The organism is Erythrobacter aureus (assembly GCF_003355455.1).
In the GTDB taxonomy this organism is placed as follows: Bacteria; Pseudomonadota; Alphaproteobacteria; order Sphingomonadales; family Sphingomonadaceae; genus Qipengyuania; species Qipengyuania aurea.
Genome location: NZ_CP031357.1, coordinates 1,819,274 through 1,840,389, shown reverse-complemented (window position 1 = coordinate 1,840,389; position 21,116 = coordinate 1,819,274). Strand labels below are relative to the sequence as shown.

The window sequence follows — 21,116 nt, the reverse complement described above, 5'->3', positions numbered from 1 at the left end:
CATCGCCCTTTCGGTATTCCCAAAGGCGTCAGTTCTCGACGGCGTTTTCTACCGCTTCTCCGGCGCTTTGCGCAGCATCGCCGACCTGATTCGCGGCTTCGCCAACTTCGCTTGCCGCCTCGGCGACTGCATTGTCCTTGGTCACTTCGGCGCTGTTCATCTGTGTCAGCAGGAATATTCCCACTACCGCGACGGCCAGAACGATCACGATCAGCACCCAGTTGGTGCCACCGCCTCGCGATTCTCCGTCGGTCACCACGGTATGGGTGGTATGCGTATTCCCCGTAGCGTCGGTCGTTTCCGTAATGCGTTCTTCGGTCATCGCCTTCTCTCCTCGAGACAGAGGTTCTGCGCCCGATAACGCCTGCCCGAGAATACCGGTTCCCCAAAACGGTGCGATTTATCCCTAATCACGGGTGAATTCGAAGGGAGTCACACCCCTGCGAACCCTGTCGAAAGCCAGTCTGCGCCCAATCGGCGGTAGCGAGCGCTGACTGCACTGGATTCGATGACATTGTGCACAACCGGGACCAATTGGCTGAGCATCGTCGGCGCGCAGCGAAATTCCACGGGCCTGTGCCAATTCGTTGGCCAGAACCGCCTCGACGCCCAGCACCACGACGAACTGCGCCTCCCCCGGCGCACCGCTACCTTCGACGGTTCGTGCCATGGTCAGCCAGCCGCCATCCCGATCGCCCGAATTGTCGAGCGCGACGAACTGGGCCTGCAGCTCACCGGCACGATCGAAGGCGCGATGGGCGTGCCATAGGGGACAACTCGCACCGGATTCGATGAACCGCGCGGTACTGGCTCCGATGAAGGTTTTCGAAAACTGGCCCGCACGGTCGATCCGAACCATGAAGAACGGCAAACCGCGTTGCCCGACGCGCTGCAGCGTTGTGAGCCGATGTCCGAGTTGCTCGAAACTGACGCCGAAGCGCCGTTCCAGGACAGGCAGGTCGTATCCGGTCGCCTCGCAAGCGCGTAAAAAGCGGCCATAGGGCATGAGAAGGGCTGCCGCCATGTAACCCGTCAGGTGACGGGCGAAGAGCGCACGGGCCGCCTCTTCCTCAAATTTAGCCGCATTTGCGATGGCAGCGATCGCCTTGCTGAATTCCAGTTGAGCCAACTGGATCGCCAGTTGGAAGTTCCGCGAAGCAACGCTCAACATCTCGGATAGCTGGACCTGCCGTGCATGCAGGTCCAGCCGGCGCAGGCTGTCGGGCATGACCTCTCGCGGCAAAACGCGAACGGAGAGCTGGTGTCGCTCGCGCAGTCGTTCGGTAAGGGCGATGCCAATGTCTCCCCGCGAAAGCCGCATCTCGTCGGCCAGTTCCTCCGCCGCCATATCGAGGTCCGCGAAATGGTTGCGCCAACGCTCGATCTCGCGCCGGGAAGCCGACATAGGGTCATCGGGCTGGACGCCGACGGAACCGGCGCTATCATACAGCCGTGCGAAAGCCGCCGCAGCCTGAGGGGCAGCAGCCAGCAATTCCTGCATTTCATCGCGATCGATGCCGAGGTCCGCGAACCTCTCGTCTGCAAAACGTCGGGCCAGCCCGTCGATCCCGCCGATCGCCTCGTCTTCGCGTAGCGAACGCGGATCGAAGTCGAACTGTTCGACCAAGCGCATCATGACGCGCGCGCTGACCGGTCGCTGGTTACGTTCGATCAGATTGAGATAGCTCGGGGAGATATCGAGCCGGGCAGCGGCGGCGGCCTGCGTCAACCGTTCACGCTTGCGAAGCCGACGGACGGCGGGACCGGCAAATAGTGCTTCCTCTGCCATGTGTAACTTTCTTTACATATTTACTAGCCCGATAAGCGAATTTGATCCGTTTAGACAAGAAATTTTGTAAATTGCTCTATCGTGCCCCGCCGAGTTCCGGCATCAACATGTCAGACGATAACGCCCTATACACGACTAAGGAGCACCCCCGTGACCTATCAGGCCCGGATCAAGGAACTGAACGAAACCATCGCAGCCAACGGCGCGCCCTGGGCTGCGATCGACGCCGAAAGCGCCGCGCGCATGGTCGTCCAGAACCGTTTCCGCACGGGGCTCGACATCGCACGCTACACCGCGAAGATCATGCGCGAAGACATGGAAGCCTATGACCGCGATCCGGCGAACTACACCCAGTCGCTCGGCACGTGGCACGGCTTCATCGCTCAGCAGAAGATGATCTCGATCAAGAAGCATTTCGGCAGCACCAAGCGCCGTTATCTCTATCTCTCGGGCTGGATGGTCGCCGCACTGCGCAGCGAATTCGGCCCCCTGCCCGATCAATCGATGCACGAGAAGACCTCGGTTCCCGGACTGATCGAAGAGCTCTACACCTTTCTGCGCCAGGCCGACGCCCGCGAACTGGGCGGCCTGTTCCGTGAACTCGACGAAGCCAAGGAAGCTGGCGATGCGGTCAATACGCAACGTCTGACCAAGGAAATCGACGAGCACGAGACACATGTCGTGCCGATCATCGCCGATATCGATGCCGGGTTCGGCAATGCCGAGGCGACTTATCTGCTGGCCAAGAAGATGATCGAGGCTGGCGCCTGTGCCCTGCAGATCGAAAATCAGGTGTCGGACGAAAAGCAGTGCGGCCACCAGGATGGCAAGGTCACCGTGCCCCACGAAGAGTTCCACCAGAAGATCCGCGCGATCCGCTACGCCTTCCTCGAGCTGGGCGTTCCCGAAGGCATCATCGTTGCCCGTACCGACAGCCTCGGCGCAGGCCTGACTAAGTCGATCGCCTATTCGAAGGAGCCTGGCGATCTGGGCGACAAATACAACAGCTTCCTCGATTGCGACGAAGTCGACGCAGCCGATATCAAAAACGGTCAGGTCTTCATCAGCCGCGACGGTAAGCTGCTGGCCCCCAAGCGCCTGCCCAGCAATCTCTACCAGTTCCGTCCGGGAACCGGCGAGGATCGCTGCGTGCTCGACTGCATCACCGCGCTGGAAGCCGGTGCCGACCTGCTGTGGATCGAGACCGAGAAGCCGCATGTCGAGCAGATCGCCGGCATGGTGGACCGGGTGCGTGAAGTGATCCCCAATGCCAAGCTGGTCTATAACAATTCGCCCAGCTTCAACTGGACGCTCAACTTCCGTCAGCAGGTCTACGATGCGTGGGCCGAAGCGGGCAAGGACGTCTCATCCTATAATCGCGATAAGCTGATGAGCGTCGAGTACGATGGCAGTGAACTGGCCGCCGAAGCCGACGAAAAGATCCGCACCTTCCAGGCCGATGCCGCGAAGCGTGCCGGTATCTTCCACCACCTCATCACGCTGCCGACCTATCACACGGCCGCACTGAGCACCGACAACCTGGCTCGCGAGTACTTTGGCGAACAGGCGATGCTCGGCTACGTCAAGAACGTCCAGCGCGAAGAAATCCGCCAGGGCATTGCTTGTGTGAAGCACCAGAACATGGCCGGATCGGACATCGGTGACGATCACAAGGAATATTTCGCCGGCGAAGCAGCCCTGAAAGCGGGCGGTAAAGACAATACGATGAACCAGTTCGCCGCTGCGTAAGGAGAGGAAGGATGACGACCATGACAGACGACACTCCGAAGACAGAGCCCGGTCGCGCCCGCGCGCTGTTCTCGACCGCCGACTTCCGGCTGCTGCGTACCGCCCTGACGCATTATGCGCGGCAGACCGAGGACCGAGAGGAACTGGCGAAGATCAACGCCCTTCACCACCGCCTGGGCACCTACGTCCCTTCGGACGGGTAGCGATATATAACCCGGTTTAATCATTTCTCCTGGGGAGGAGAAAACGGCCGCCGGAGCGTCCCCAACGCTCCGGCGGCCACTCTTTTTTGGTGACTAGTTCTCGCCGATGGGCATCAGATCGATGGCCGCACTCGCCAAGGCTTCCGCTCCGGCTGCGACGACCTTGTCCGCATCGGGAGCCCAAAAAGGCGAATGAAGCGAGGGCAGCGGGGTTCCGTCCTTCTCCAGCGCATCGAGCATCGATTGCGGTGTGCCGCTGATCCAGAAGATCATCGATTTGACATCTTCGGGCGCGGCCCGGCGATACTGGCTGAAATCCTCGCCGCCCATAACCGCAGGCCATTCCATGACGCGATTTTCACCGAAACGCTGACGAAAACCCGCGGTGACCTTCTCGCTGAACTCGGGATCGTTGAAGGTCGACGGCGTATGAGGGTCCTTGACCGTCACTTCGGGCATCAAATTCTCGGGCAGGCCGGCCGTGATCGCTTCGCCCCGCGCAACGCGGCGAATACCGTCCAACAGAAGCTGCCGACTCTCGTCGGAATAGCTGCGCACGGTCAACTGGAGCTTTGCTTCGTCACTGATGATATTGTGCTTGGCGCCGGCATGAAAACTGCCCACCGTGATGACGGCCGGGTCCAGCGGCGAGGAATTCCGGCTAACGACGGTTTGCAGCTTCATGACGATCGCGCTGGCGAGAACGACAGGATCGATCGCCGTATGCGGATAGGCCCCATGCCCGCCGACACCCTTCACCGTGATGTCCACGCTGTCGACATTGGCCAGTGCATAGCCGGGAGTATAGCCGATGGTCCCCGCAGGGGCAGGCGCTGCCGCATCATGAAATGCCAGCGCGTAATCGGGTTTGGGAAAGCGGGAGTATAGCCCGTCTTCCAACATAGCGAGCGCGCCGAGACCCAGTTCTTCCGCAGGCTGAAGCACCATGACCAGCGTGCCCCGCCAACTGTCTTTGTGCCCCACCAGAAGCTGCGCCGCACCGATGAAGCCGGCCATGTGGGTATCGTGACCGCAGGCGTGCATCACGCCTGTGGTGACGCCGCTGGCCGGAGTGGCGGTGACTGTCGAGGCATAGGGCAGCCCGGTCTGCTCGATCACCGGCAAGCCATCCATATCGGCACGTAAAAGCACCGTGGGTCCCTCTCCGTTTCGCAGGATGGAGACGACACCGGTTCTGCCGACGCCTTCGGTCACATCGAAGCCGATCTTGCGCATGCGTTCCGCCAATTTCGCAGCGGTTCGATGCTCCTCGAAACTCAGCTCCGGGTTGGCATGCAGGTCACGGTAGAGTTCCATCAGCTCGGGCATGTCGGCAGCCAGGTCGTCGCGCAATTCATTGGCGGCGGCGGGCGCTGATAGCACCATCGCCAACGCGGCCAAGCTTGTTGGAACGGTTTTGGACATCGGCACTAGTCTCCCTACACATGGACCGCATGGACCACGGTCCATTGGCGGAAAATCCTGCTCTCGTTTGCGAGGGGTCTTTTCGCAGAATGACGCGCGGTAGGAAAGGGCGGGCCTATTCCTTCGCGGGACCATCATCGGGGACCGCCACGAAACCGGCCTCGTCCACCTTCTGCCACTGCGGTTCGCGGTTGAGACGGGCGTTGAACAGCGTGTTGAACGTTCCCGGATCGGTCGAGGGTTCGTCGAGCGCTCCGCCATAGCGTGCCCGCACTGCCGCACGCTCGTATCCCATCGCGGCAAGCAGGGTCGGTGCAATCATGTAGTGGCTGGCGGGACCGTTGGTTGCGAAGTCCAGTGCCCCGCCCTCGCCCTGCATCGCAACCAGCGGAACCGCCCCTTCCTCCGAGCGCGGCGAGGACGAGCAGTGCGTGGTAGTCCCTGCGTGTCGGTCCTCGTGCAAATCCTGGCCGTGATCGGAAGTGTAGATGACCAGCGCCCGGCTCAGGTCGGCGTCTCGCAGAAAGCGCGCGAAGAACTCGCCCGTGTTCCAGGCCAGCGTGTTGCGATAGGAATTGCGATAGCGCTTCCACTCCAACTCGCTGCCTCCGAAGCCCGCCCGCGAACCCGTGTCGACGATGTCCGCGTAGCCCCCTTGCGCGAGGTTTGGGAGGTAGAGCGCGCGATCTGCCGGGTACTTGTCATGCACCGGGAAATGGGCGCCGACCTTGTTGGCGATTATGAAGCTGGAGCGGTCGTCCGAGAGGAGTTCGGCGAGCGTCTCGCCCAGCGCCATATCGCGCTCGACCACGGGGACATCGTCGAATTGGATGAAGCGGTCGATCTCGGCCAGCTCGTCCGCATCCATGCCGTTCTGCATGGCACCGCCGGTGCGTTGTGCGTCGAGATAGACCGTCTCCAATCCCGCGTCCTTGGCATAGGCCCAGAGCGACGGCCCTACCCCGATGTCGCGGCGGTAGGTGTCGCGCGTTCCCGCGTAGCGCAAGGCGATGTTCGAACCGGTGCTGCAATTGGTGATGGCCGCCGCAATGCCGAAATTGGCGAGGGTGATGCCTTCACCCGGGGCGGCCAGGCCCGAGGACACGCCCGCAGGTGAATTGATATCGAGGTAGTGCGCCGTGACGCTCTCGTCGATGAGCAACACGATATTGCGGTAGAGCGGCTTAGCGGCCTGCGCGATTGCCACCGCTTCCTGCGGGCCCAGGTCGCCCGTCAACCGTTCGTATCCGGCAAGCAGCGTGTAGGTCAGCGCGGGATAGCTGCCCGGAACGCCCTTCAGCCCGTCACCGCCTCGCAGAAACGCAAAGCCGGTGAAAAGGGCTACTATTGCGAGTGGCACGAGGGGAACGATTGGGCCGAGGCGGCCGTGCATTTGAAAAGCGCCCGTTGGCTTTAGACCGATAGCCAGCAAGAGGAGCAGCGCGCGCGGGATTGCCGCGGTTAGCGCCCGGCTGTTCTGCTCGATGGCATCGCCTGCAAAACCGGTCGCGTTTACGAGGTCGATGTAGACCGCATAGGTCATGAAATCGAGCGAGGAGCTCTCGTAGCTCTCCATGAACCAAGAGCCGACGGCGAACAGGATTGCGAGCGCCCAACGCAGCCATGCCGGGCGTGTCCACGCGGCGCCCACGATCCCGATGATTGCAAGCGCGAACATGCCGACAAAGGCGATCTTGCCGCCCATCCCCCCGATATCGGCAATCCGGTCCAGGACTCCGGGAGTTAGCGACAGGATGTAGGTAAGCAGCGCCAGCGGCTTCGCAGCTACCGACAGCCACGCACCGCCCTTGTTCACAATCCGTAGGTCACGACGAGGCCCAGCGAAAGCGCCGTAACCATGATAAGGACCAGCGGCACCCCGGTACGAACGTAGTCCTTAAACTCGTAAGACCCCTCGGCCATGATGAGCATGTTGGTCTGGTAGGCGATGGGTGTCGCGTAGCAGAGGTTGCTGCCGAACAGCACGGCTAGGACAAGCGGTTCTGGCGGAAGGCCCAGCTTGGTCGCGATTGCAAAGGCGATGGGCGTACCGACGGTTGCTGCCGTGGCATTGGACGCAAAGTTGGTCAGGAAAGTCATAGCGAGCATGATCGCTGCAAGCGCGGCGGCGGGGGACAGATAGTCGAGCCCCGCGGCAAGCACGGTTCCGATCCAGTCGGCCGCGCCGCTGTCCAAGATGATCCGGCCCAGTGCAATGCTGGCGGCCACAAGCACGATCACGCTGCCGGAAAGGCCCCGCCCCACACGATCGAACTTCACGCACCCCGTAACGAACATGAGTATCGCACCGGCCAGCGAGGCAATTGCGATCGGGACCAGACCGAAAGAGGCGAATGCGATCGATCCACCCATGATCGCGGCAGCCAGGGTCGCCTTCGAACGGCGGGGCAGCTCCCGCATGCCCTCGAGCTGCAGCAGGCTGTCAGCCCGGGCAAAATGCTGCATGTCGTCGGGCAGGCCCATGACGAGGAGCACATCACCTTCTGCAAAGCGGTGATCGCCACCCTCGGAGAACTTCTCCTTTTCGCCGACGAGTCGTTCGGGCCGATGGGTCCCGATGATTGCGACACCGTAGAGATCGGCGATCCCCGAGCTCGGCAAGGTCCGGCCTATAAGGCGCGAATCGGCGGTCACGATCATTTCGCCGACCGCGATATCGGTGCGCGTCTCGCTCGACCGGCGCCGGATGCGGTCGAGCACCCAACTGGGGGCGGCGTCGCCGCGCAGCGTCGCCATCGCCTCTTCGATAGCCTCGTGCGTCCCGGTCATGCGCAAGCGATGCTGAGGTCTTAGCAGACCGGGCGGAACGTCGTGGAATTCGATACCCGTGGGAAGACGAGTTTCGAGCTCGGATAGTTCACGTCCGTTGAGCATCGAATTCTCGGTGACTCTCAGCCGGGTTTCGAACAGACGCTGTGCATGCACGGTTTCGACCCGGTTGTCCCCCAGCATGCGGGGCATCACGATCCAGACAAAGGGGAGCGCGACAAGAGAGGCAAACAGGACGATCGGCGTGAAATGGAATACGTCCATTTCGGGCATTCCGAGATCCACCGCGATCGAAACGACGAGAATATTGGTGGAAGTGCCGATGGTCGTGGCAAGACCGCCCATCAGCGATGCCGCGTTGATCGGGATGAGCGCCTTGGATGCCGGTAACAGCCCACGAAGAGCCAGTTGTACGAAGATCGGGATCAACAGCACCAATACGGGCGTGTTGTTCACGATCATAGACAGAAAGAAGGTCACCAGAAGGGAAAACAGCAGCCCGAGCTGAAGATTGATCTTGAAGAGCCGTTCGAGAAATCGCGCTGCAGGTTCCAGCGCGCCGGTCACCACCAATCCCCGCCCCATGATCATCAGCGCGCAGATGGTAATCAGCGCGTAATGGCCGAAACCCGAAAAGGCGAGACTAAGGCCGTCGGTTGGCTGGGTGTCGGGCAGAGGGAAGAAATAGAGGCCGACCGCAATCACAGCGATGGTCAGCAGCGAGATGATCTCCACCGACATGCGCCCGCGCGCAAAGGCGACGAACATGGCGATGGTGATGATCATCGCTGCAATCGCGTGGTATGAAGGAGGCCCGATCATCCGGTGTCAAAAATCCCAGTTTATTCACCGATGTGCAAGGATTTAGTTTGGTACCCCTGGCCGGACTCGAACCGGCACTTCGTAAGAAACTCGATTTTGAGTCGAGCGCGTCTACCAATTCCGCCACAGGGGCACTGGGTCGGGAGCGCGGCGGATAGCTCGTGGCACCGCGCGGTTCAAGCGGCGCGTTGCATTGTCCCTTAAAAATCCATGCCGATCGCAATATGCGCAAGCCGCGGCGCATCTTTGAATTTGGCGCCCATGGCGCCCATGGCCAGTATAGGGCCGTCTTTGGCGAGTTGAACTGCGAGCGAGGGCGGTTTGAAATCGGGCTCCGCCGGTTCGGGCTCGTGCAGCGTTGAGGAGATCGGGTGCTGCCGGTCGGTGACCATCCGGCCATCCTTGATGAGCGTGCGTGCGAGATCGAATTCGTGCGGCAACGAACCTATCGATCGCTCGGCCTTGCCCTGCCCTTCGGCCCCCACGGCCGGAACCGCGCAAGCGACACATACAGATGCGATTGCCAGTTTCCTGGACATGGGCGACCTCTCCATTCCTGCGTATGGAGAAAAGACGTATGAACGTTCGGGTCGGTTCCCGATCCCTTTGCCGGAACGCGCTGGCTGCTACGCCTTGAGGGCACCGACAAGCAGCTTGTGGAGCTTCGAATGCAGCGCATCATTTCCCGCCAGCACCTGAGCGGAATGTATCGGCTGCGAACGCCCACGGAAATCCGAAACGAATCCGCCCGCTTCGCGCACGATGAGACAGCCGGCAGCCGTATCCCAATCGTTGAGGCCGCTTTCCCAGAAACCGTCAAATCGACCCGCTGCGAGCCAGGCGAGATCAAGTGAGGCTGCACCGAAGCGGCGGACGCCCGCCACCTGCGGACCGATAGCCCCGAAGATCCTGGTCCATTCGCCAAAATCGCCGTGGCCCTGGAACGGGATACCTGTGGCAATCAGTGCTTCAGGGAGATTTCGGCGGGCCGAGACACGCAGACGGCCATCGTGCAACCATGCTCCACGACTTTTCTCGGCCCAGAAGGTCTCGTCGGTAATCGGGTTGTAGATCACTCCGGCTGTGACATCGTCCCAGCCACCTCCCCCGAGCTTGGGCTCCTGAACGGCGATGCTGATCGCGAAATGCGGAATACCGTGGAGAAAATTGCTGGTCCCGTCGAGCGGATCGACGATCCAGCGCGGCTTGCTTTCATCGCCTTCGATAATACCGGCCTCTTCCATCACGAAACCCCAATCGGGGCGCGCAGAGAGAAGCTCGTCATAGATCGTGCGTTCGGCGATCTGATCGGCTTTGGAAACGAAGTCGGCCGGTCCTTTGCGGCTGACCTGGAGATGCTCGACCTCGCCGAAGTCGCGGCGCAGGCGGCCACCCGCCTTGCGCGCGGCTTTCTCCATTACGCGGATGACACCCGATAGAACGGCCATTGAAACTCTCTTACTCGGTCAGGGCGCGAATCATGCGCGCCGGAAAGTGGACGGTGACCCGATCGCCGGCCACGCGCAATCAGTTGGCCTTGCCGACGTAGCTCTGCTCGTACACGTCGACGATGATCCGGGTACCGCTTTCGATATGCGGCGGAACCATGATGCGAACGCCATTATCGAGCACGGCAGGCTTGTAGCTGGATGAGGCGGTTTGCCCCTTCACCACCGCATCGGCCTCGACGATTTCGGCTTCGATCTGCTGCGGCAGTTCGACCGAGATGGGCTTTTCTTCCCACAGTTCGAGCTTTACCTGCATGCCATCCTGCAAAAACGGGCGCGCATCGCCGAGCAGGTCGCTCGGCAGGTTGATCTGTTCGTAGGTGTTCTGGTCCATGAAGACCAGCATGTCGCCGTCCTCGTAAAGGAACTGGTAGTCCGCCGTATCGAGACGCACCTTTTCCACCGTATCGGCGCTGCGGAAGCGGACATTGGTCTTGCGGCCGTCCTGCAGGTTCTTCATCTCGACCTGCATATAGGCGCCGCCCTTGCCGGGCTGCGTATGCTGGATCTTGGCAACCTTCCAGATGCCGCCTTCGTACTCTATGATGTTGCCCGGACGGATGTCCACGCCGCTGATCTTCATGGGGAAGCTACCTTCGACTTGTAAAAAGAGCGCACCCGCCCAACGGCGGATATGTGGGCGCGCCTTAGCCGAGCCGCGCCTTTCGGGCAAGCGAGTGGAAAAGCAGCGATGCATTCGCTATTTACTTATGTGTACGGACCATATGAAACACGCCATAAACACAGCCGTTTTCGCCGCGATGGCATGCCTTGCCTGGACCCCTGCATTCGCGCAGGGTCGTCTCTCGCTGCTCGAACAGGGGGAGTATGTCTGCGCTCTACCCGGCGATGCGACCGGTGCCGCGTGGATCGAACAGGAAGGCCGCGATTTCGCGATCACCGGCGGGTCGAGCTACCGCACCGCCAAGGGCAGCGGGACCTATCTCATGGAGGGCAAGCGAGTGCTCTTTACCCGTGGTCCCATGCGCGGCGCGCGCTTCATGCGGCTGGGATCGCGTCTGTTGCAAGAGGTCGGACGCGATGGAAAGCTGGGCCGCCTGCGCTGCCATCGCGCCGGGCCGCTCAAGAGCTGATCAGCGGCTGGTCAGCAATGGGTAGGGATTCACCGCGTTGGCGGGCTCCCACCATGCCGCTTCTTCGGTCGTCTGCAGAATTGCGAAATGCAGGTGCGGCGCATCCTCGGAGGCATTTCCCGAGCTGCCGACCGTACCGAGACGTTGGCCGCGCCGTACCCGCTGCCCTTCCTTGAGACCCGGCGCATATTCGTCGAGATGGGCGTAATAGTGGATCGTGCGGCGGTCGGGCGAGCGAACATAGATCGTCAATCCACCCGCATCGCTTTCAAACAGCTTTTCGATTTCTCCCGGACCCGCTGCCACGACGCTGGTGCCTTTGGGCGCCATAATGTCGATCGCCTCATGCAGGCGCGATCCGTCCGCGCGCGAATCGCTGAATGTATCTGTTAGCTCGCTTGGGCGGACGTTGAGCACGGGAACGACCAATTCGCGACCGCTACGCGCATCGGGCACGGAAGTAACCGATGAATCGAGCGCTGTGCCAGCAGGGGTATCGCTCCCCTCTGTATCAGGCTCTGCCCCTCGATCGGCGGTCGCCGCGTTCGGACTCGGCGCGGCCTCTGCCGGACGTGTCCGCTCGCGCTGGCTCACACTGGACGCATTCTCGATGAGGCTGCCCCCAGCGACGATCCAGACCGCGCTGGTAATCGTGGCGGTAACGATGATGGTGAGAATGCGATCGATCAAGGCCATGTTCGAACCCTAGCGCCTTATGGTTCGAAAATCACCTGCGTCGATTGCGATACCATCCCGGCAAGCCGCGCCGCATCCCAATTCGTCAGGCGCACACAACCGCTCGACTGAGCCCGACCGATCGTTTCGGGGTCGGGCGTCCCGTGGATACCGTAATGCTCCTTGCTGAGGTCGATCCACACCACGCCGACAGGCGAATTGGGTCCTGGAGCCAAAGTGTAAGTCTCTCCCTCGCCTTCGCCGAGCACTTCGGGATCGTAGCTATAGGGCGGATTGTAAGCCTCGCCGAGGATATCCCATTCTCCGATCGGGAGCGGGAATTCGCTCGAGCCCGAACTCACCGTGAACAGCGCAACCAGCTCGTCACCCCGATAGGCCTTCAATGTCTTGCCCGCCTTGCTCACGACGATGCGATCCACCTCTGGCTGTTCGGTTCCGACACCCAGCGAGGCGAGCGTGCGCTGCCAGTTGCCGTCCTCGATCGATCCCGGCGCAATGCGGTCGCCGCCGATATTGGGAACGCGGATCTGTTGGCCCGCTTGGAAATAACTCGGCTCTTGTCCGTCCGGACGCGCGATGTCGGGCGTGGGTGTAGGCTGTGGGTTCGGCCCCTTGATATCCGCCGCTGTAGCTGGCTGGCCGTTCGGATTAAGCTGTTTGAGCACTTCCACCGTGGTATGGAATCGCTCGGCAAGGCGCTCGTCAAGCGACGCGTAGCCGAGGCGTTCGAGCTTCGCTTTCTCGGCAACGTCTTCCGGCATATCGATATAGCGTTCCTCGCCCCAGCTTGCGGGGATCGTGACCACGCGGGTCGCCGGTATCCGCTCCCAATCGGCAAGTGCGCTCTTGGTCGCTTCGTCGAGCTTGCCGGTAATCTCGAGATCGTTCGCTTCCTGGAAGCCCCGAAGGGCGTTTTCCGTACTCATTCCCATCTTGCCGTCGATCACGCCGGGACCGAAACCAACGCGGTCGAGCACAACCTGTGCCTGCATGATTGGGCGCTCTTCGGCATCGGGCAATTCGGACGGCTGCGCCTGCTCGCCTCCGGCATCCGCGCCGATCTCGTTCCGGTAGCGATCGTCGTTTGAGGCCATGGTATCGGCGAGGTTGTCGTCGCCATAGGTCTCGTAGCCATAATCCCTGCCGCTATCGCTGTTGGCGACCGGATCGCCTTCTTGCTTATTGTCCTGGCCCTGCATGCCACACGCGGCGAGGGCCAACGAGGAAACGGCGGCGAGAACGAATATACGCATGGGGACCCTTCCTGAAACGGGGGACGCAGCTACGCCCCTTCAGGTCACCAAACTCACGCAGGGGCGATTTGCTCCGCGAAAGCTTTTATTGCGGCAACTTCGTCGCCGTTCCACACCGCACCCGACACGGCGAGGAAGTCCGCCCCTGCCTCTATCAGCGGCCTGCAATTGTCAGGCGTGATGCCACCGATCGCGACCGAGGGCAGTTCGACCATTTCGCTCCACCATTCCAACAGTGCGAGTTCGGCGCGATGCTCGGTGTCCTTCGTCGTGCTGGGGAAGAACGCGCCGAAAGCGACGTAGTCTGCTCCCGCCTCGCCGGCTTCGAGCGCGAGATGGCGCGATGCGTGACAGGTCACCCCGATCTGTGCTTCGCGGCCAAGCTGCTCGCGCGCGTCCCTGGGATCGCCGTCGCCCTGACCCAGATGGACGCCGTCCGCCCTGAGACGCTTTGCAAGCGCAATGTCATCGTTGACGATGAAGGCGACGTCGCGCGCCGCGCAAATAGCCTGCAACGGTTCGGCGAGCGTTGCGGCCTCGTGCTGGTCGATACCTTTTACCCGGAATTGGAAGGCGGTAACGAGACCGGGTCCGGCATCGAGCGCGCGTTCAAGCCGCGCTGGGAAATCGCCCGATACATCGAGCGGCGAGATGAGATAGAGCTGGGTCGAGGGCATGGTATCAGTCATCGGAGGCGCTCTCTAGAACGCCGATCGCATTTCGTCACGCATTCAGACCTGCGAAAGCGTGTGGCACTTCTAATGGCAGGCATGAAAACGCTATTTGCCGCCGCGCTGCTTATCCCCCTCACCGCCTGTGCCATCATTCCCGATACGCCGATGTCCGGCAGCGAGGCCGCAGCGCAGGGTACGGCGGTTGCGACAGCGCAGCCGGTCTGGGCGGGCGATGCGATCCTGACACCCTTGGCGGTGAAGGAAGACAGCCGCTGCCCGGTCAACGCACGCTGCGTCTGGGCGGGCAAGCTCACCGTCTCGACACGCATTGCGGCCACGCACTGGACGCAGACCGCCCCGCTCACCCTGGGCGAACCCTATGAGGTGATGGGGCGGACCTACGTGCTGGTGTCCGCTACGCCGGAGCAGACCACTGACGGCCAGATCGCTCCCGGCGATTATCGCTTTATTTTCGAGAGACGCTGAGCTTCAGGCGACGCTGGCCGCGTGGATCTGGTCGATCGCGCCCGAGAGGGTCCGGTCGAACTCCTCATCGCTCTGCGTGGCGCGCAGGTCCTGCAGCAGACCGCGGCTGAAGCTGGCGATCATACCGGGGTTCTTTGCCAGCTCACGGCAGGCTTCGTCAGTCGAATACCCACCCGACAGAGCGACAACGCGAAGCACCTTGGGGTGCTTGGTAAGCCCGGAATAGAGGCCAGCTTCCTTGGGGATCGATAGTTTGAGCATGACCTGCTGGCCTTCGGGCAGCGCATCGAGCCCTTCCTCGATCGCGTCGAGCAGGATTTTTTCGCCTTCGGCACGATCGTCAGCGGTGATGTCGTATTCGGGCTCCAGCATCGGCACCAGACCGGAGCTGAGGATACGCGCGCCTTCGGCGAACTGCTGGTGGACGGCTTCCTTGATTCCGACCGGATTGGCCGACTTGATGACGCTACGCATCTTGGTGCCGAAAACGCCGAGTTCCTTGGCGCGATGGCACATAGCTTCGAGGCCCGGATTGGGCTTCATCAGCTGTGCACCGTCGCGTTCGTCTTCGAGCCCCTTGTCGACCTTGAGAAACGGTACGATTCCGCGCTCCTTGAGGCGCGCCGGAACCGGCTTACCGCCACTCACCCCTTCCATGGTCTTTTCAAACAGAATGGCGCCGATCACCTTGCCATTGCCGAAGCTGGGCGCTTCGATAATGCGCTGGCGCATTTCATGGATCAGGCCGAACATTTCGTCCTCCGTGCTCCATGCCGTATCATCGACTCCATACCCCTTGAGTGCCTTGGGGGTCGAACCGCCCGACTGATCGAGTGCTGCAATGAAGCCCTGGCCTTCGGCGATACGCGCCTTCATCTCATCAAAAGTCATCTGGAAAACCCCGCGTCTGGTACTGATCGTGCATTCGTACGCGCGCGCCATACAAAAGCGATTTCGCGCCTGCAACAGCGGTGCGTGACTTATTGGCGAGCCATGGTCAGCTATCGCGGAGACGTTGCAGGAACCGAGTGTACTGCGACATCCGGACCAGTGCCCGGTCAATGCGAGCGGCCCCGCCACCGCGAGCACCGGCAACTGTAACTATCTCGGTCCTCAAACGTATTCTCGACGGACATGGGGAGATTGCATGCTCGACGACATCCAGCAAAAGCTCTGCGACGAAAGCGCGTCCGATTTTTCAGACCTAAAGGCCTTGACGATAAACTGTACGTTGAAGCCGACGCCGCAAGGTTCGCACACCGACAAGCTGCTCGGCGTTGTGGAGGCAATTTTGGTGAGGAACGATGTCGCGTTAAAAAGCGTGCGGCTTGTCGACCACGATATCGCCCCGGGCGTGTATCCCGATATGACCGAGCACGGCGCCGAGCGCGACGACTGGCCGACAATCTGGGAAAAAGTGCGTGCAGCCGACATCCTTGTCGTCGGAACACCGATCTGGCTGGGCGAGAAAAGTTCGGTCTGCCAGCGCCTGATCGAACGGCTCTACGGCCATTCGGGCGACACCAACGATCGCGGCCAATATATCTTCTACGGAAAGGTCGGTGGCTGTATCGTTACCGGTAATGAAGACGGAATAAAGCATGTCGGCATGGGCGTGCTCTATTCCCTGCAGCATGTCGGCTACACCATTCCTCCCCAGGCCGATGCCGGCTGGATCGGCGAAGCAGGCCCCGGGCCGAGCTATGGCGACGCGAAGGAAGATGGGTCGGGCTATGTCGGTTTCGACAATGATTTCACCCGCCGCAACACGACCTTCATGACCTGGAACCTGATGCACATGGCGCGGATGCTCAAGGACGCGGGCGGCATCCCAGCGCATGGCAATTCGGTCGATCTGTGGAACAAGGGACGACGCTTCGACGCGCCCAATCCCGAATATCGCTAGCAAGCGAATCTCACCAAAAAAGCATGCGAGCCTATCGCCTGGTGATCTTTCGGATGATCCCGTTGAAACTGAGCACCGGGGCACCATCGGCCCGGATCATGCCGACGACATAGATCGTCTTGCCGCCCGCGCGCACAACCTCTCCGCGCGCCTCGATCAACTGGCCGACGCGCGCCGGATCGAGGAAGTCGCCTGCCAGATGCATGGTCACGCCGTGCGAACCGGCAAGAGCATCGGTCGCGATCGTGAAGATAGCGCTATCGGCAAAGGTCATCATGCAGCCACCGTGCATGAAGCCTGCGCCATTCATATGGCGTTCTTCGGCGCGGAAGGCCGCAACCATCGAGCCATCGTCCTCGCGGCGCTCGTAAAACGGCCCCGCGCGCTGCTCGAAGGCGTCGCCCTGCCATACCGACCATCCTGCCCAGTCCCCTTCGGTGACAGGCACGAGACCACCGCTCGATCCTACCGCTTCGTTCTCGCTCATGCGGTCAGCGCCGCAACGCCGGGCAGATCCTTGCCTTCCATCCATTCCAGGAACGCGCCGCCCGCAGTAGATACGAAGGTGAAGTCATCTTTGACCCCGGCATGCGCGAGCGCGGCGACGGTATCGCCACCACCAGCTACGGAAATCAGCGAACCATCCTGCGTCAGAGCAGCCGCCGTTTTGGCTAGGGAGACCGTGGCCGCATCGAAAGGTTCGGTTTCGAATGCACCCAGCGGACCGTTCCATACCAGCGTACGACAGGTTTTGAGGACATCGCCCAAGGCTTCCACCGCCAACGGACCGATATCTAGGATCATTTCGTCCTTGGCGACCTCATGAACGTTGGATGTCCGCAGAGATGGCGGGTTGGCAGAAAACTCTTTCGCCACCACCACGTCATACGGCAGGTGGACGGTGCAACCGGCATGATCCGCTTCATCCATGATCCGGTTGGCCGTGTCGGCAAGGTCATGCTCGCACAGCGATTTGCCGACATCGACGCCCTTCGCGGCGAGGAAGGTATTGGCCATGCCCCCGCCGATAACGAGATGCTCGACCTTGCCGACCAGGTTGTGGAGCACGTCGAGCTTGGTCGAGACCTTGGCTCCGCCGACGATAGCAGCCACCGGCGCTTCGGGGTTGCCAAGCGCGGCGTCGAGCGCCTTCAGCTCGGCTTCCATCGCACGGCCGGCATAGGCCGGGAGGCGATGCGCCAATCCCTCGGTCGAGGCATGCGCGCGGTGCGCAGCGGAAAAGGCATCGTTGACGTAGAAATCGCCGTGAGCGGCAATGCCCTTGGCAAATTCCGGGTCATTGGCCTCCTCGCCCGGCCAGAAACGGACATTGTCGAGCAAGCCGATATCGCCATCGCGCAGGATACCGATCGACTGTTCGACAACCGGCCCCATCACCTCGGGGATGAACATGATTTCGCGGTCGAGCACGCGTTCCACATCGCCTTGCACCATGCTCGTGCTCATGGTCGAATGACGCTGGCCCTTGGGACGACCGAAATGAGCGAGCAGCAGGACCTTGGCACCCTTGTCGGCAAGCTCGAGGATGGTCGGCTTGACCGCCTCTGCCCGGGTCACATCGGAGGCGCGGCCTTCCTGCATCGGCAGGTTGAGATCGACGCGCACCAATGCGACCTTGCCGGTAATATCGCCAAGGTCGTCCAGGGTCCTGAAACTGCTCATTTTTTCTCGTCCTTAAAGGAACTTCGCCATCACGCCGGCGGTGTCGATCATGCGGTTCGAGAAGCCCCATTCATTGTCGTACCAGCTGACGACGCGGGCAAGCTTGCCTTCCATCACGCTGGTTTCCAGGCTGTCGACTGTCGAACTGGCCGGATGATGGTTGAAATCGCTGCTGACGAGCGGCTGGTCGGTATAGTCGAGCACGCCTTTCATTGCCCCTTCCGAAGCCGCCTTTAGGGCTGCGTTCAGTTCCTCGGCGCTGGTATCGCGGCCGGGCGTGAAGACGAGATCGACAAGGCTGACGTTGGGCGTCGGTACGCGCACCGAGCTGCCGTCGAGCTTGCCGGCCAGTTCGGGCAGCACGAGGCCGACCGCGCGGGCTGCGCCGGTGGTGGTCGGGATCATGTTCTGCGCACCGCCGCGGGCACGGCGCATGTCGCCGTGCATCTGGTCGAGCATGCGCTGGTCGTTGGTGTAGCTGTGAATGGTGGTCATGAAGCCGCGCTCGATACCCACGGTGTCGTGCAGCACCTTGGCAACCGGCGAGAGACAATTGGTGGTGCAGCTAGCGTTGGAGACGATCACGTCCTCGGCGGTCAGCGTTTCGTGGTTTACACCGTATACGATTGTGGCCGAAACATTTTTCGCCGGAGCGGAGATCAGCACGCGCTTGGCGCCAGCTTTGAGATGCGGTTCGGCCGCTTCGTGGCTCTGGAAGACGCCGGTGCATTCGAGGACAATATCGACGCCCATTTTGCCATGCGGCAGGTTGCCCGGATCGCGCTCGCTGGTCACCGCGATCGACTTGCCATTCACGATGATCGCATTGTCGCCGACTTCGACCGTGCCGGGGAAACGGCCGTGCGTGCTGTCGTACTGGAACAGCAGGGCGTTCGACTTGGTATCGGCCAGATCGTTGATCGAAACGAGCTCGAGATCATGATCGTCACGTTCCAGAATGGCGCGCGCCACGAGGCGGCCGATACGTCCGAAGCCATTGATTGCAACCTTGGTCGCCATTGATAAGAACTCCTGCTTAATCGTTCAGTTTATTCATGATTTGCGGAACGATGGCCTCCGCGGTAAGACCGAATTTCGCGAACAGATCGCCAGCCGGGGCGCTGGCGCCGAACCGGTCGATCCCGATCGTCAATCCATCGATCCCGACATAGCGTTCCCAGCCGAAGGTGGTGCCTGCCTCGATCGAAACCTTGAGCGTATTGTCGGGTAAAATATCGCTGCGATACGCATCGTCCTGCTCGTCGAAAAGCTCGGTGCAAACCATCGAGACGACCTGCGCGCCAACGCCCTGCTTTTCGAGCTGTTCAGCACAGTCGAGCGCGACATGCACTTCGCTGCCGCTTGCGACCAACGTGACCTTGGGGGCGTTGCCGTTCTTCTTGAGGCGATAGGCGCCCCTTGAGCACATGCCGATCTCGTCGGGGGCGTTGCGGACTTGCGGCAGGCCCTGACGGCTAAGCGCGAGAACCGTTGGACGGGCCTTCTGCCGCAGGGCGATCTCCCAACATTCGGCTGTCTCCACCGCGTCGGCCGGGCGCATCACCAGCACATTCGGCATCATCCGCAGCGACTGGACATGCTCGACAGGCTGGTGGGTCGGGCCGTCCTCGCCAAGCCCGATGCTGTCATGAGTCATCACATAGACGACACGCTGCTGCTGCAAAGCCGAAAGGCGAATGGCCGCGCGGCAATAATCGGTGAAGACGAGGAAGGTGCCGCCATAGGGAATGACGCCGCCATGCAGCGCCATGCCGTTCATCGCGGCGGCCATGCCGAATTCGCGGATACCGTAATAGACGTAGCGGCCCGAATAATCGTCGGCGGTGAAGGCGGTAATACCGCCCGCCTTGGTGTTGTTCGATCCGGTCAGGTCGGCGCTGCCGCCGATGGTCTCGGGCAATTTGCCGTTGATCTGCGCCAAGGTCATTTCGCTCGCCTTGCGGGTCGCGACCTTCTGCGGCTCGGCCATCAGCGACTGGATATAATTGTCGAGGCTGAAGTTTTTCGGGAGATCACCCGCCATTCGACGTTCGAATTCGCCCCTCTGCTCCTGGTTGGCTAAGCGAACGTCCCATTCGGAATGGGACTGGCGCCCGCGTTCCGCGGTGTCACGCCAGTCGGTCAGAACCTTCTCGGGCACTTCGAAGGGTTTCGCATCCCATCCCAGCATGGCGCGCGCAGCGGAAATCTCGTCGTCGCCAAGCGGGGCGCCATGGGTGGCACTGGTGCCCTGCTTGTTGGGCGCCCCCTTGCCGATGACCGTCTTACAGGCGACGAGCGACGGGCGGTCGTCAGCAACAGCTTCGTCGAGCGCGCGCCGGATGTCCGCGAAATCGTGACCGTCGCAGCTTACGACATGCCATCCCGTCGCTTCGTACCGGGCCTTTATGTCCTCGCTGGTGGACAGGTCGGTTGTGCCATCGATGGTGATGTTGTTGTCGTCCCACAACACCACCATCCGGCCGAGCTTGAGATGTCCGGCGAGGCCGATCGCCTCGTGATTGATGCCTTCCATCAAGCATCCGTCACCCGCTATCACCCAGGTACGATGATCGACCAGATCGTCACCGAAGGCCGCGTTGAGATGACGCTCGGCCATTGCCATGCCCACCGCCATTGCCAGCCCCTGCCCCAGCGGTCCAGTCGTACTTTCGACCCCATCAAGCAGGAAGTTCTCCGGGTGCCCCGCACAGGGGGACCCAAGTTGCCGAAAATTCCGGATGTCCTCCATCGTCGGGCGTTCGTAGCCCGATAGGTGGAGCAGGGAATAGATCAGCATCGATCCGTGACCCGCCGACAGGACGAAGCGATCGCGATCGGCCCAGTCTGGTGCCTTGGGATCGTGCTTCAGATATTCGCTCCACAGCACGGTCGCGACATCGGCCATACCCATGGGCATGCCGGGATGCCCCGAATTCGCCGCCTGCACCGCATCCATAGAAAGCGCCCTGATGGCATTGGCCATCTGGACCATGCGAGCAGTGTCGAGACTCATAGAATATATTCTCCGGAAAACA

At 61.4% G+C, this 21,116-nt stretch carries 21 protein-coding genes and 1 tRNA gene; 5 read left to right on the top strand and 17 right to left on the bottom strand.

Annotated features, from left to right (window positions below; genetic code table 11):
* Positions 1-28: 28 nt before the first annotated feature.
* Complete coding sequence (locus DVR09_RS09005) at positions 29-322, bottom strand: hypothetical protein (protein WP_115416632.1); 294 nt, start codon at positions 320-322, stop codon at positions 29-31.
* An 84-nt stretch (positions 323-406) separates the two neighbouring features.
* On the bottom strand, positions 407-1,789 hold the full coding sequence (locus DVR09_RS09000; RefSeq protein ID WP_115416631.1) for a helix-turn-helix domain-containing protein: 1,383 nt from the start codon (positions 1,787-1,789) through the stop codon (positions 407-409).
* A gap of 168 nt (positions 1,790-1,957) precedes the next feature.
* Between DVR09_RS09000 and DVR09_RS08995 the strand changes: the two genes are divergently transcribed.
* On the top strand, positions 1,958-3,538 hold the full coding sequence (locus DVR09_RS08995) for an isocitrate lyase (protein WP_435867813.1): 1,581 nt from the start codon (positions 1,958-1,960) through the stop codon (positions 3,536-3,538).
* An 11-nt stretch (positions 3,539-3,549) separates the two neighbouring features.
* On the top strand, positions 3,550-3,741 hold the full coding sequence (locus DVR09_RS08990; protein WP_369828415.1) for a hypothetical protein: 192 nt from the start codon (positions 3,550-3,552) through the stop codon (positions 3,739-3,741).
* Positions 3,742-3,834: 93 nt separating this feature from the next.
* On the opposite strand, the gene DVR09_RS08985 is transcribed toward DVR09_RS08990, so the two are convergent.
* The 7 genes from DVR09_RS08985 to efp form a co-directional block, all read right to left on the bottom strand.
* The gene (locus DVR09_RS08985; RefSeq protein WP_115416629.1) at positions 3,835-5,166 is read right to left on the bottom strand and encodes an amidohydrolase; all 1,332 of its coding nucleotides are present in this window, start codon (positions 5,164-5,166) and stop codon (positions 3,835-3,837) included.
* Positions 5,167-5,281: 115 nt separating this feature from the next.
* The gene (locus tag DVR09_RS08980; protein ID WP_115416628.1) at positions 5,282-6,982 is read right to left on the bottom strand and encodes a sulfatase-like hydrolase/transferase; all 1,701 of its coding nucleotides are present in this window, start codon (positions 6,980-6,982) and stop codon (positions 5,282-5,284) included.
* On the bottom strand, positions 6,979-8,742 hold the full coding sequence (locus DVR09_RS08975) for an SLC13 family permease (protein WP_306664110.1): 1,764 nt from the start codon (positions 8,740-8,742) through the stop codon (positions 6,979-6,981). The genes DVR09_RS08980 and DVR09_RS08975 overlap by 4 nt, the downstream gene beginning before the upstream one ends.
* Positions 8,743-8,826: 84 nt before the next feature.
* Positions 8,827-8,911, bottom strand: a tRNA-Leu gene (locus tag DVR09_RS08970).
* Between the two features lie 67 nt (positions 8,912-8,978).
* Positions 8,979-9,317: a hypothetical protein gene (locus tag DVR09_RS08965; RefSeq protein WP_115416626.1), complete on the bottom strand. Its 339-nt coding sequence runs from the start codon at positions 9,315-9,317 to the stop codon at positions 8,979-8,981.
* An 87-nt stretch (positions 9,318-9,404) separates the two neighbouring features.
* Positions 9,405-10,226 carry an inositol monophosphatase family protein gene (locus tag DVR09_RS08960; RefSeq protein ID WP_115416625.1) on the bottom strand — a complete coding sequence of 274 codons (822 nt, stop codon included), beginning with the start codon at positions 10,224-10,226 and terminating at the stop codon, positions 9,405-9,407.
* A 79-nt stretch (positions 10,227-10,305) separates the two neighbouring features.
* Positions 10,306-10,869 (bottom strand): elongation factor P, encoded by a 564-nt coding sequence (gene efp, locus DVR09_RS08955; RefSeq protein WP_115416624.1) that lies wholly within the window; start codon positions 10,867-10,869, stop codon positions 10,306-10,308.
* 142 nt (positions 10,870-11,011) lie between these two features.
* On the opposite strand from efp, the gene DVR09_RS08950 reads away from it, so the two are divergent.
* Positions 11,012-11,380 (top strand): elongation factor P, encoded by a 369-nt coding sequence (locus tag DVR09_RS08950; protein ID WP_162814921.1) that lies wholly within the window; start codon positions 11,012-11,014, stop codon positions 11,378-11,380.
* Here the strand turns inward: DVR09_RS08950 and DVR09_RS08945 are convergent, their stop codons facing one another.
* Genes DVR09_RS08945 through thiE form a run of 3 tightly spaced genes read right to left on the bottom strand, consistent with a single transcriptional unit; the run spans position 11,381 to position 14,018 of the window.
* Entirely contained in the window at positions 11,381-12,076 is a 696-nt protein-coding gene (locus DVR09_RS08945) for a M23 family metallopeptidase (protein ID WP_115416622.1), read from the bottom strand.
* A 17-nt stretch (positions 12,077-12,093) separates the two neighbouring features.
* Entirely contained in the window at positions 12,094-13,329 is a 1,236-nt protein-coding gene (locus DVR09_RS08940) for a L,D-transpeptidase family protein (RefSeq protein ID WP_115416621.1), read from the bottom strand.
* A 53-nt stretch (positions 13,330-13,382) separates the two neighbouring features.
* Positions 13,383-14,018 (bottom strand): thiamine phosphate synthase, encoded by a 636-nt coding sequence (gene thiE / locus DVR09_RS08935; RefSeq protein WP_115416620.1) that lies wholly within the window; start codon positions 14,016-14,018, stop codon positions 13,383-13,385.
* A gap of 81 nt (positions 14,019-14,099) precedes the next feature.
* Here thiE and DVR09_RS08930 point away from each other — a divergent pair, with 81 nt between their 5' ends.
* The gene (locus DVR09_RS08930; protein ID WP_234041384.1) at positions 14,100-14,489 is read left to right on the top strand and encodes a hypothetical protein; all 390 of its coding nucleotides are present in this window, start codon (positions 14,100-14,102) and stop codon (positions 14,487-14,489) included.
* Positions 14,490-14,492: 3 nt separating this feature from the next.
* On the opposite strand, the gene DVR09_RS08925 is transcribed toward DVR09_RS08930, so the two are convergent.
* A complete protein-coding gene (locus DVR09_RS08925; protein WP_115417873.1) occupies positions 14,493-15,380 on the bottom strand; it encodes a fructose bisphosphate aldolase in 888 nt (295 codons plus the stop codon).
* Between the two features lie 256 nt (positions 15,381-15,636).
* Between DVR09_RS08925 and DVR09_RS08920 the strand changes: the two genes are divergently transcribed.
* Complete coding sequence (locus DVR09_RS08920) at positions 15,637-16,395, top strand: flavodoxin family protein (protein ID WP_115416618.1); 759 nt, start codon at positions 15,637-15,639, stop codon at positions 16,393-16,395.
* A 31-nt stretch (positions 16,396-16,426) separates the two neighbouring features.
* On the opposite strand, the gene DVR09_RS08915 is transcribed toward DVR09_RS08920, so the two are convergent.
* From DVR09_RS08915 to tkt, 4 genes are read right to left on the bottom strand one after another with little or no spacing between them, the layout of a single operon-like run.
* Positions 16,427-16,882: a PaaI family thioesterase gene (locus DVR09_RS08915; RefSeq protein ID WP_115416617.1), complete on the bottom strand. Its 456-nt coding sequence runs from the start codon at positions 16,880-16,882 to the stop codon at positions 16,427-16,429.
* The gene (locus DVR09_RS08910; RefSeq protein ID WP_115416616.1) at positions 16,879-18,078 is read right to left on the bottom strand and encodes a phosphoglycerate kinase; all 1,200 of its coding nucleotides are present in this window, start codon (positions 18,076-18,078) and stop codon (positions 16,879-16,881) included. Before DVR09_RS08910 ends, DVR09_RS08915 begins: the two co-directional genes overlap by 4 nt.
* A gap of 12 nt (positions 18,079-18,090) precedes the next feature.
* On the bottom strand, positions 18,091-19,098 hold the full coding sequence (gene gap, locus DVR09_RS08905; protein ID WP_115416615.1) for a type I glyceraldehyde-3-phosphate dehydrogenase: 1,008 nt from the start codon (positions 19,096-19,098) through the stop codon (positions 18,091-18,093).
* A gap of 16 nt (positions 19,099-19,114) precedes the next feature.
* Positions 19,115-21,094, bottom strand: coding sequence for a transketolase (tkt, locus tag DVR09_RS08900; protein ID WP_115416614.1), 1,980 nt, complete (start codon positions 21,092-21,094; stop codon positions 19,115-19,117).
* Positions 21,095-21,116: the final 22 nt, after the last annotated feature.

What these genes read in the sequence shown, in the direction of transcription:
- DVR09_RS09005 (WP_115416632.1), bottom strand. Translation starts at nt 322, where the DNA reads ATGACCGAAGAACGCATTACGGAAACGACCGACGCTACGGGGAATACG.
- DVR09_RS09000 (WP_115416631.1), bottom strand. Translation starts at nt 1,789, where the DNA reads ATGGCAGAGGAAGCACTATTTGCCGGTCCCGCCGTCCGTCGGCTTCGC.
- DVR09_RS08990 (WP_369828415.1), top strand. Translation starts at nt 3,550, where the DNA reads ATGACGACCATGACAGACGACACTCCGAAGACAGAGCCCGGTCGCGCC.
- DVR09_RS08985 (WP_115416629.1), bottom strand. Translation starts at nt 5,166, where the DNA reads ATGTCCAAAACCGTTCCAACAAGCTTGGCCGCGTTGGCGATGGTGCTA.
- DVR09_RS08975 (WP_306664110.1), bottom strand. Translation starts at nt 8,742, where the DNA reads ATGATCATCACCATCGCCATGTTCGTCGCCTTTGCGCGCGGGCGCATG.
- DVR09_RS08965 (WP_115416626.1), bottom strand. Translation starts at nt 9,317, where the DNA reads ATGTCCAGGAAACTGGCAATCGCATCTGTATGTGTCGCTTGCGCGGTT.
- DVR09_RS08960 (WP_115416625.1), bottom strand. Translation starts at nt 10,226, where the DNA reads ATGGCCGTTCTATCGGGTGTCATCCGCGTAATGGAGAAAGCCGCGCGC.
- efp (WP_115416624.1), bottom strand. Translation starts at nt 10,869, where the DNA reads ATGAAGATCAGCGGCGTGGACATCCGTCCGGGCAACATCATAGAGTAC.
- DVR09_RS08950 (WP_162814921.1), top strand. Translation starts at nt 11,012, where the DNA reads ATGAAACACGCCATAAACACAGCCGTTTTCGCCGCGATGGCATGCCTT.
- DVR09_RS08945 (WP_115416622.1), bottom strand. Translation starts at nt 12,076, where the DNA reads ATGGCCTTGATCGATCGCATTCTCACCATCATCGTTACCGCCACGATT.
- DVR09_RS08940 (WP_115416621.1), bottom strand. Translation starts at nt 13,329, where the DNA reads ATGCGTATATTCGTTCTCGCCGCCGTTTCCTCGTTGGCCCTCGCCGCG.
- thiE (WP_115416620.1), bottom strand. Translation starts at nt 14,018, where the DNA reads ATGACTGATACCATGCCCTCGACCCAGCTCTATCTCATCTCGCCGCTC.
- DVR09_RS08930 (WP_234041384.1), top strand. Translation starts at nt 14,100, where the DNA reads ATGAAAACGCTATTTGCCGCCGCGCTGCTTATCCCCCTCACCGCCTGT.
- DVR09_RS08925 (WP_115417873.1), bottom strand. Translation starts at nt 15,380, where the DNA reads ATGACTTTTGATGAGATGAAGGCGCGTATCGCCGAAGGCCAGGGCTTC.
- DVR09_RS08920 (WP_115416618.1), top strand. Translation starts at nt 15,637, where the DNA reads ATGCTCGACGACATCCAGCAAAAGCTCTGCGACGAAAGCGCGTCCGAT.
- DVR09_RS08915 (WP_115416617.1), bottom strand. Translation starts at nt 16,882, where the DNA reads ATGAGCGAGAACGAAGCGGTAGGATCGAGCGGTGGTCTCGTGCCTGTC.
- DVR09_RS08910 (WP_115416616.1), bottom strand. Translation starts at nt 18,078, where the DNA reads ATGAGCAGTTTCAGGACCCTGGACGACCTTGGCGATATTACCGGCAAG.
- gap (WP_115416615.1), bottom strand. Translation starts at nt 19,098, where the DNA reads ATGGCGACCAAGGTTGCAATCAATGGCTTCGGACGTATCGGCCGCCTC.
- tkt (WP_115416614.1), bottom strand. Translation starts at nt 21,094, where the DNA reads ATGAGTCTCGACACTGCTCGCATGGTCCAGATGGCCAATGCCATCAGG.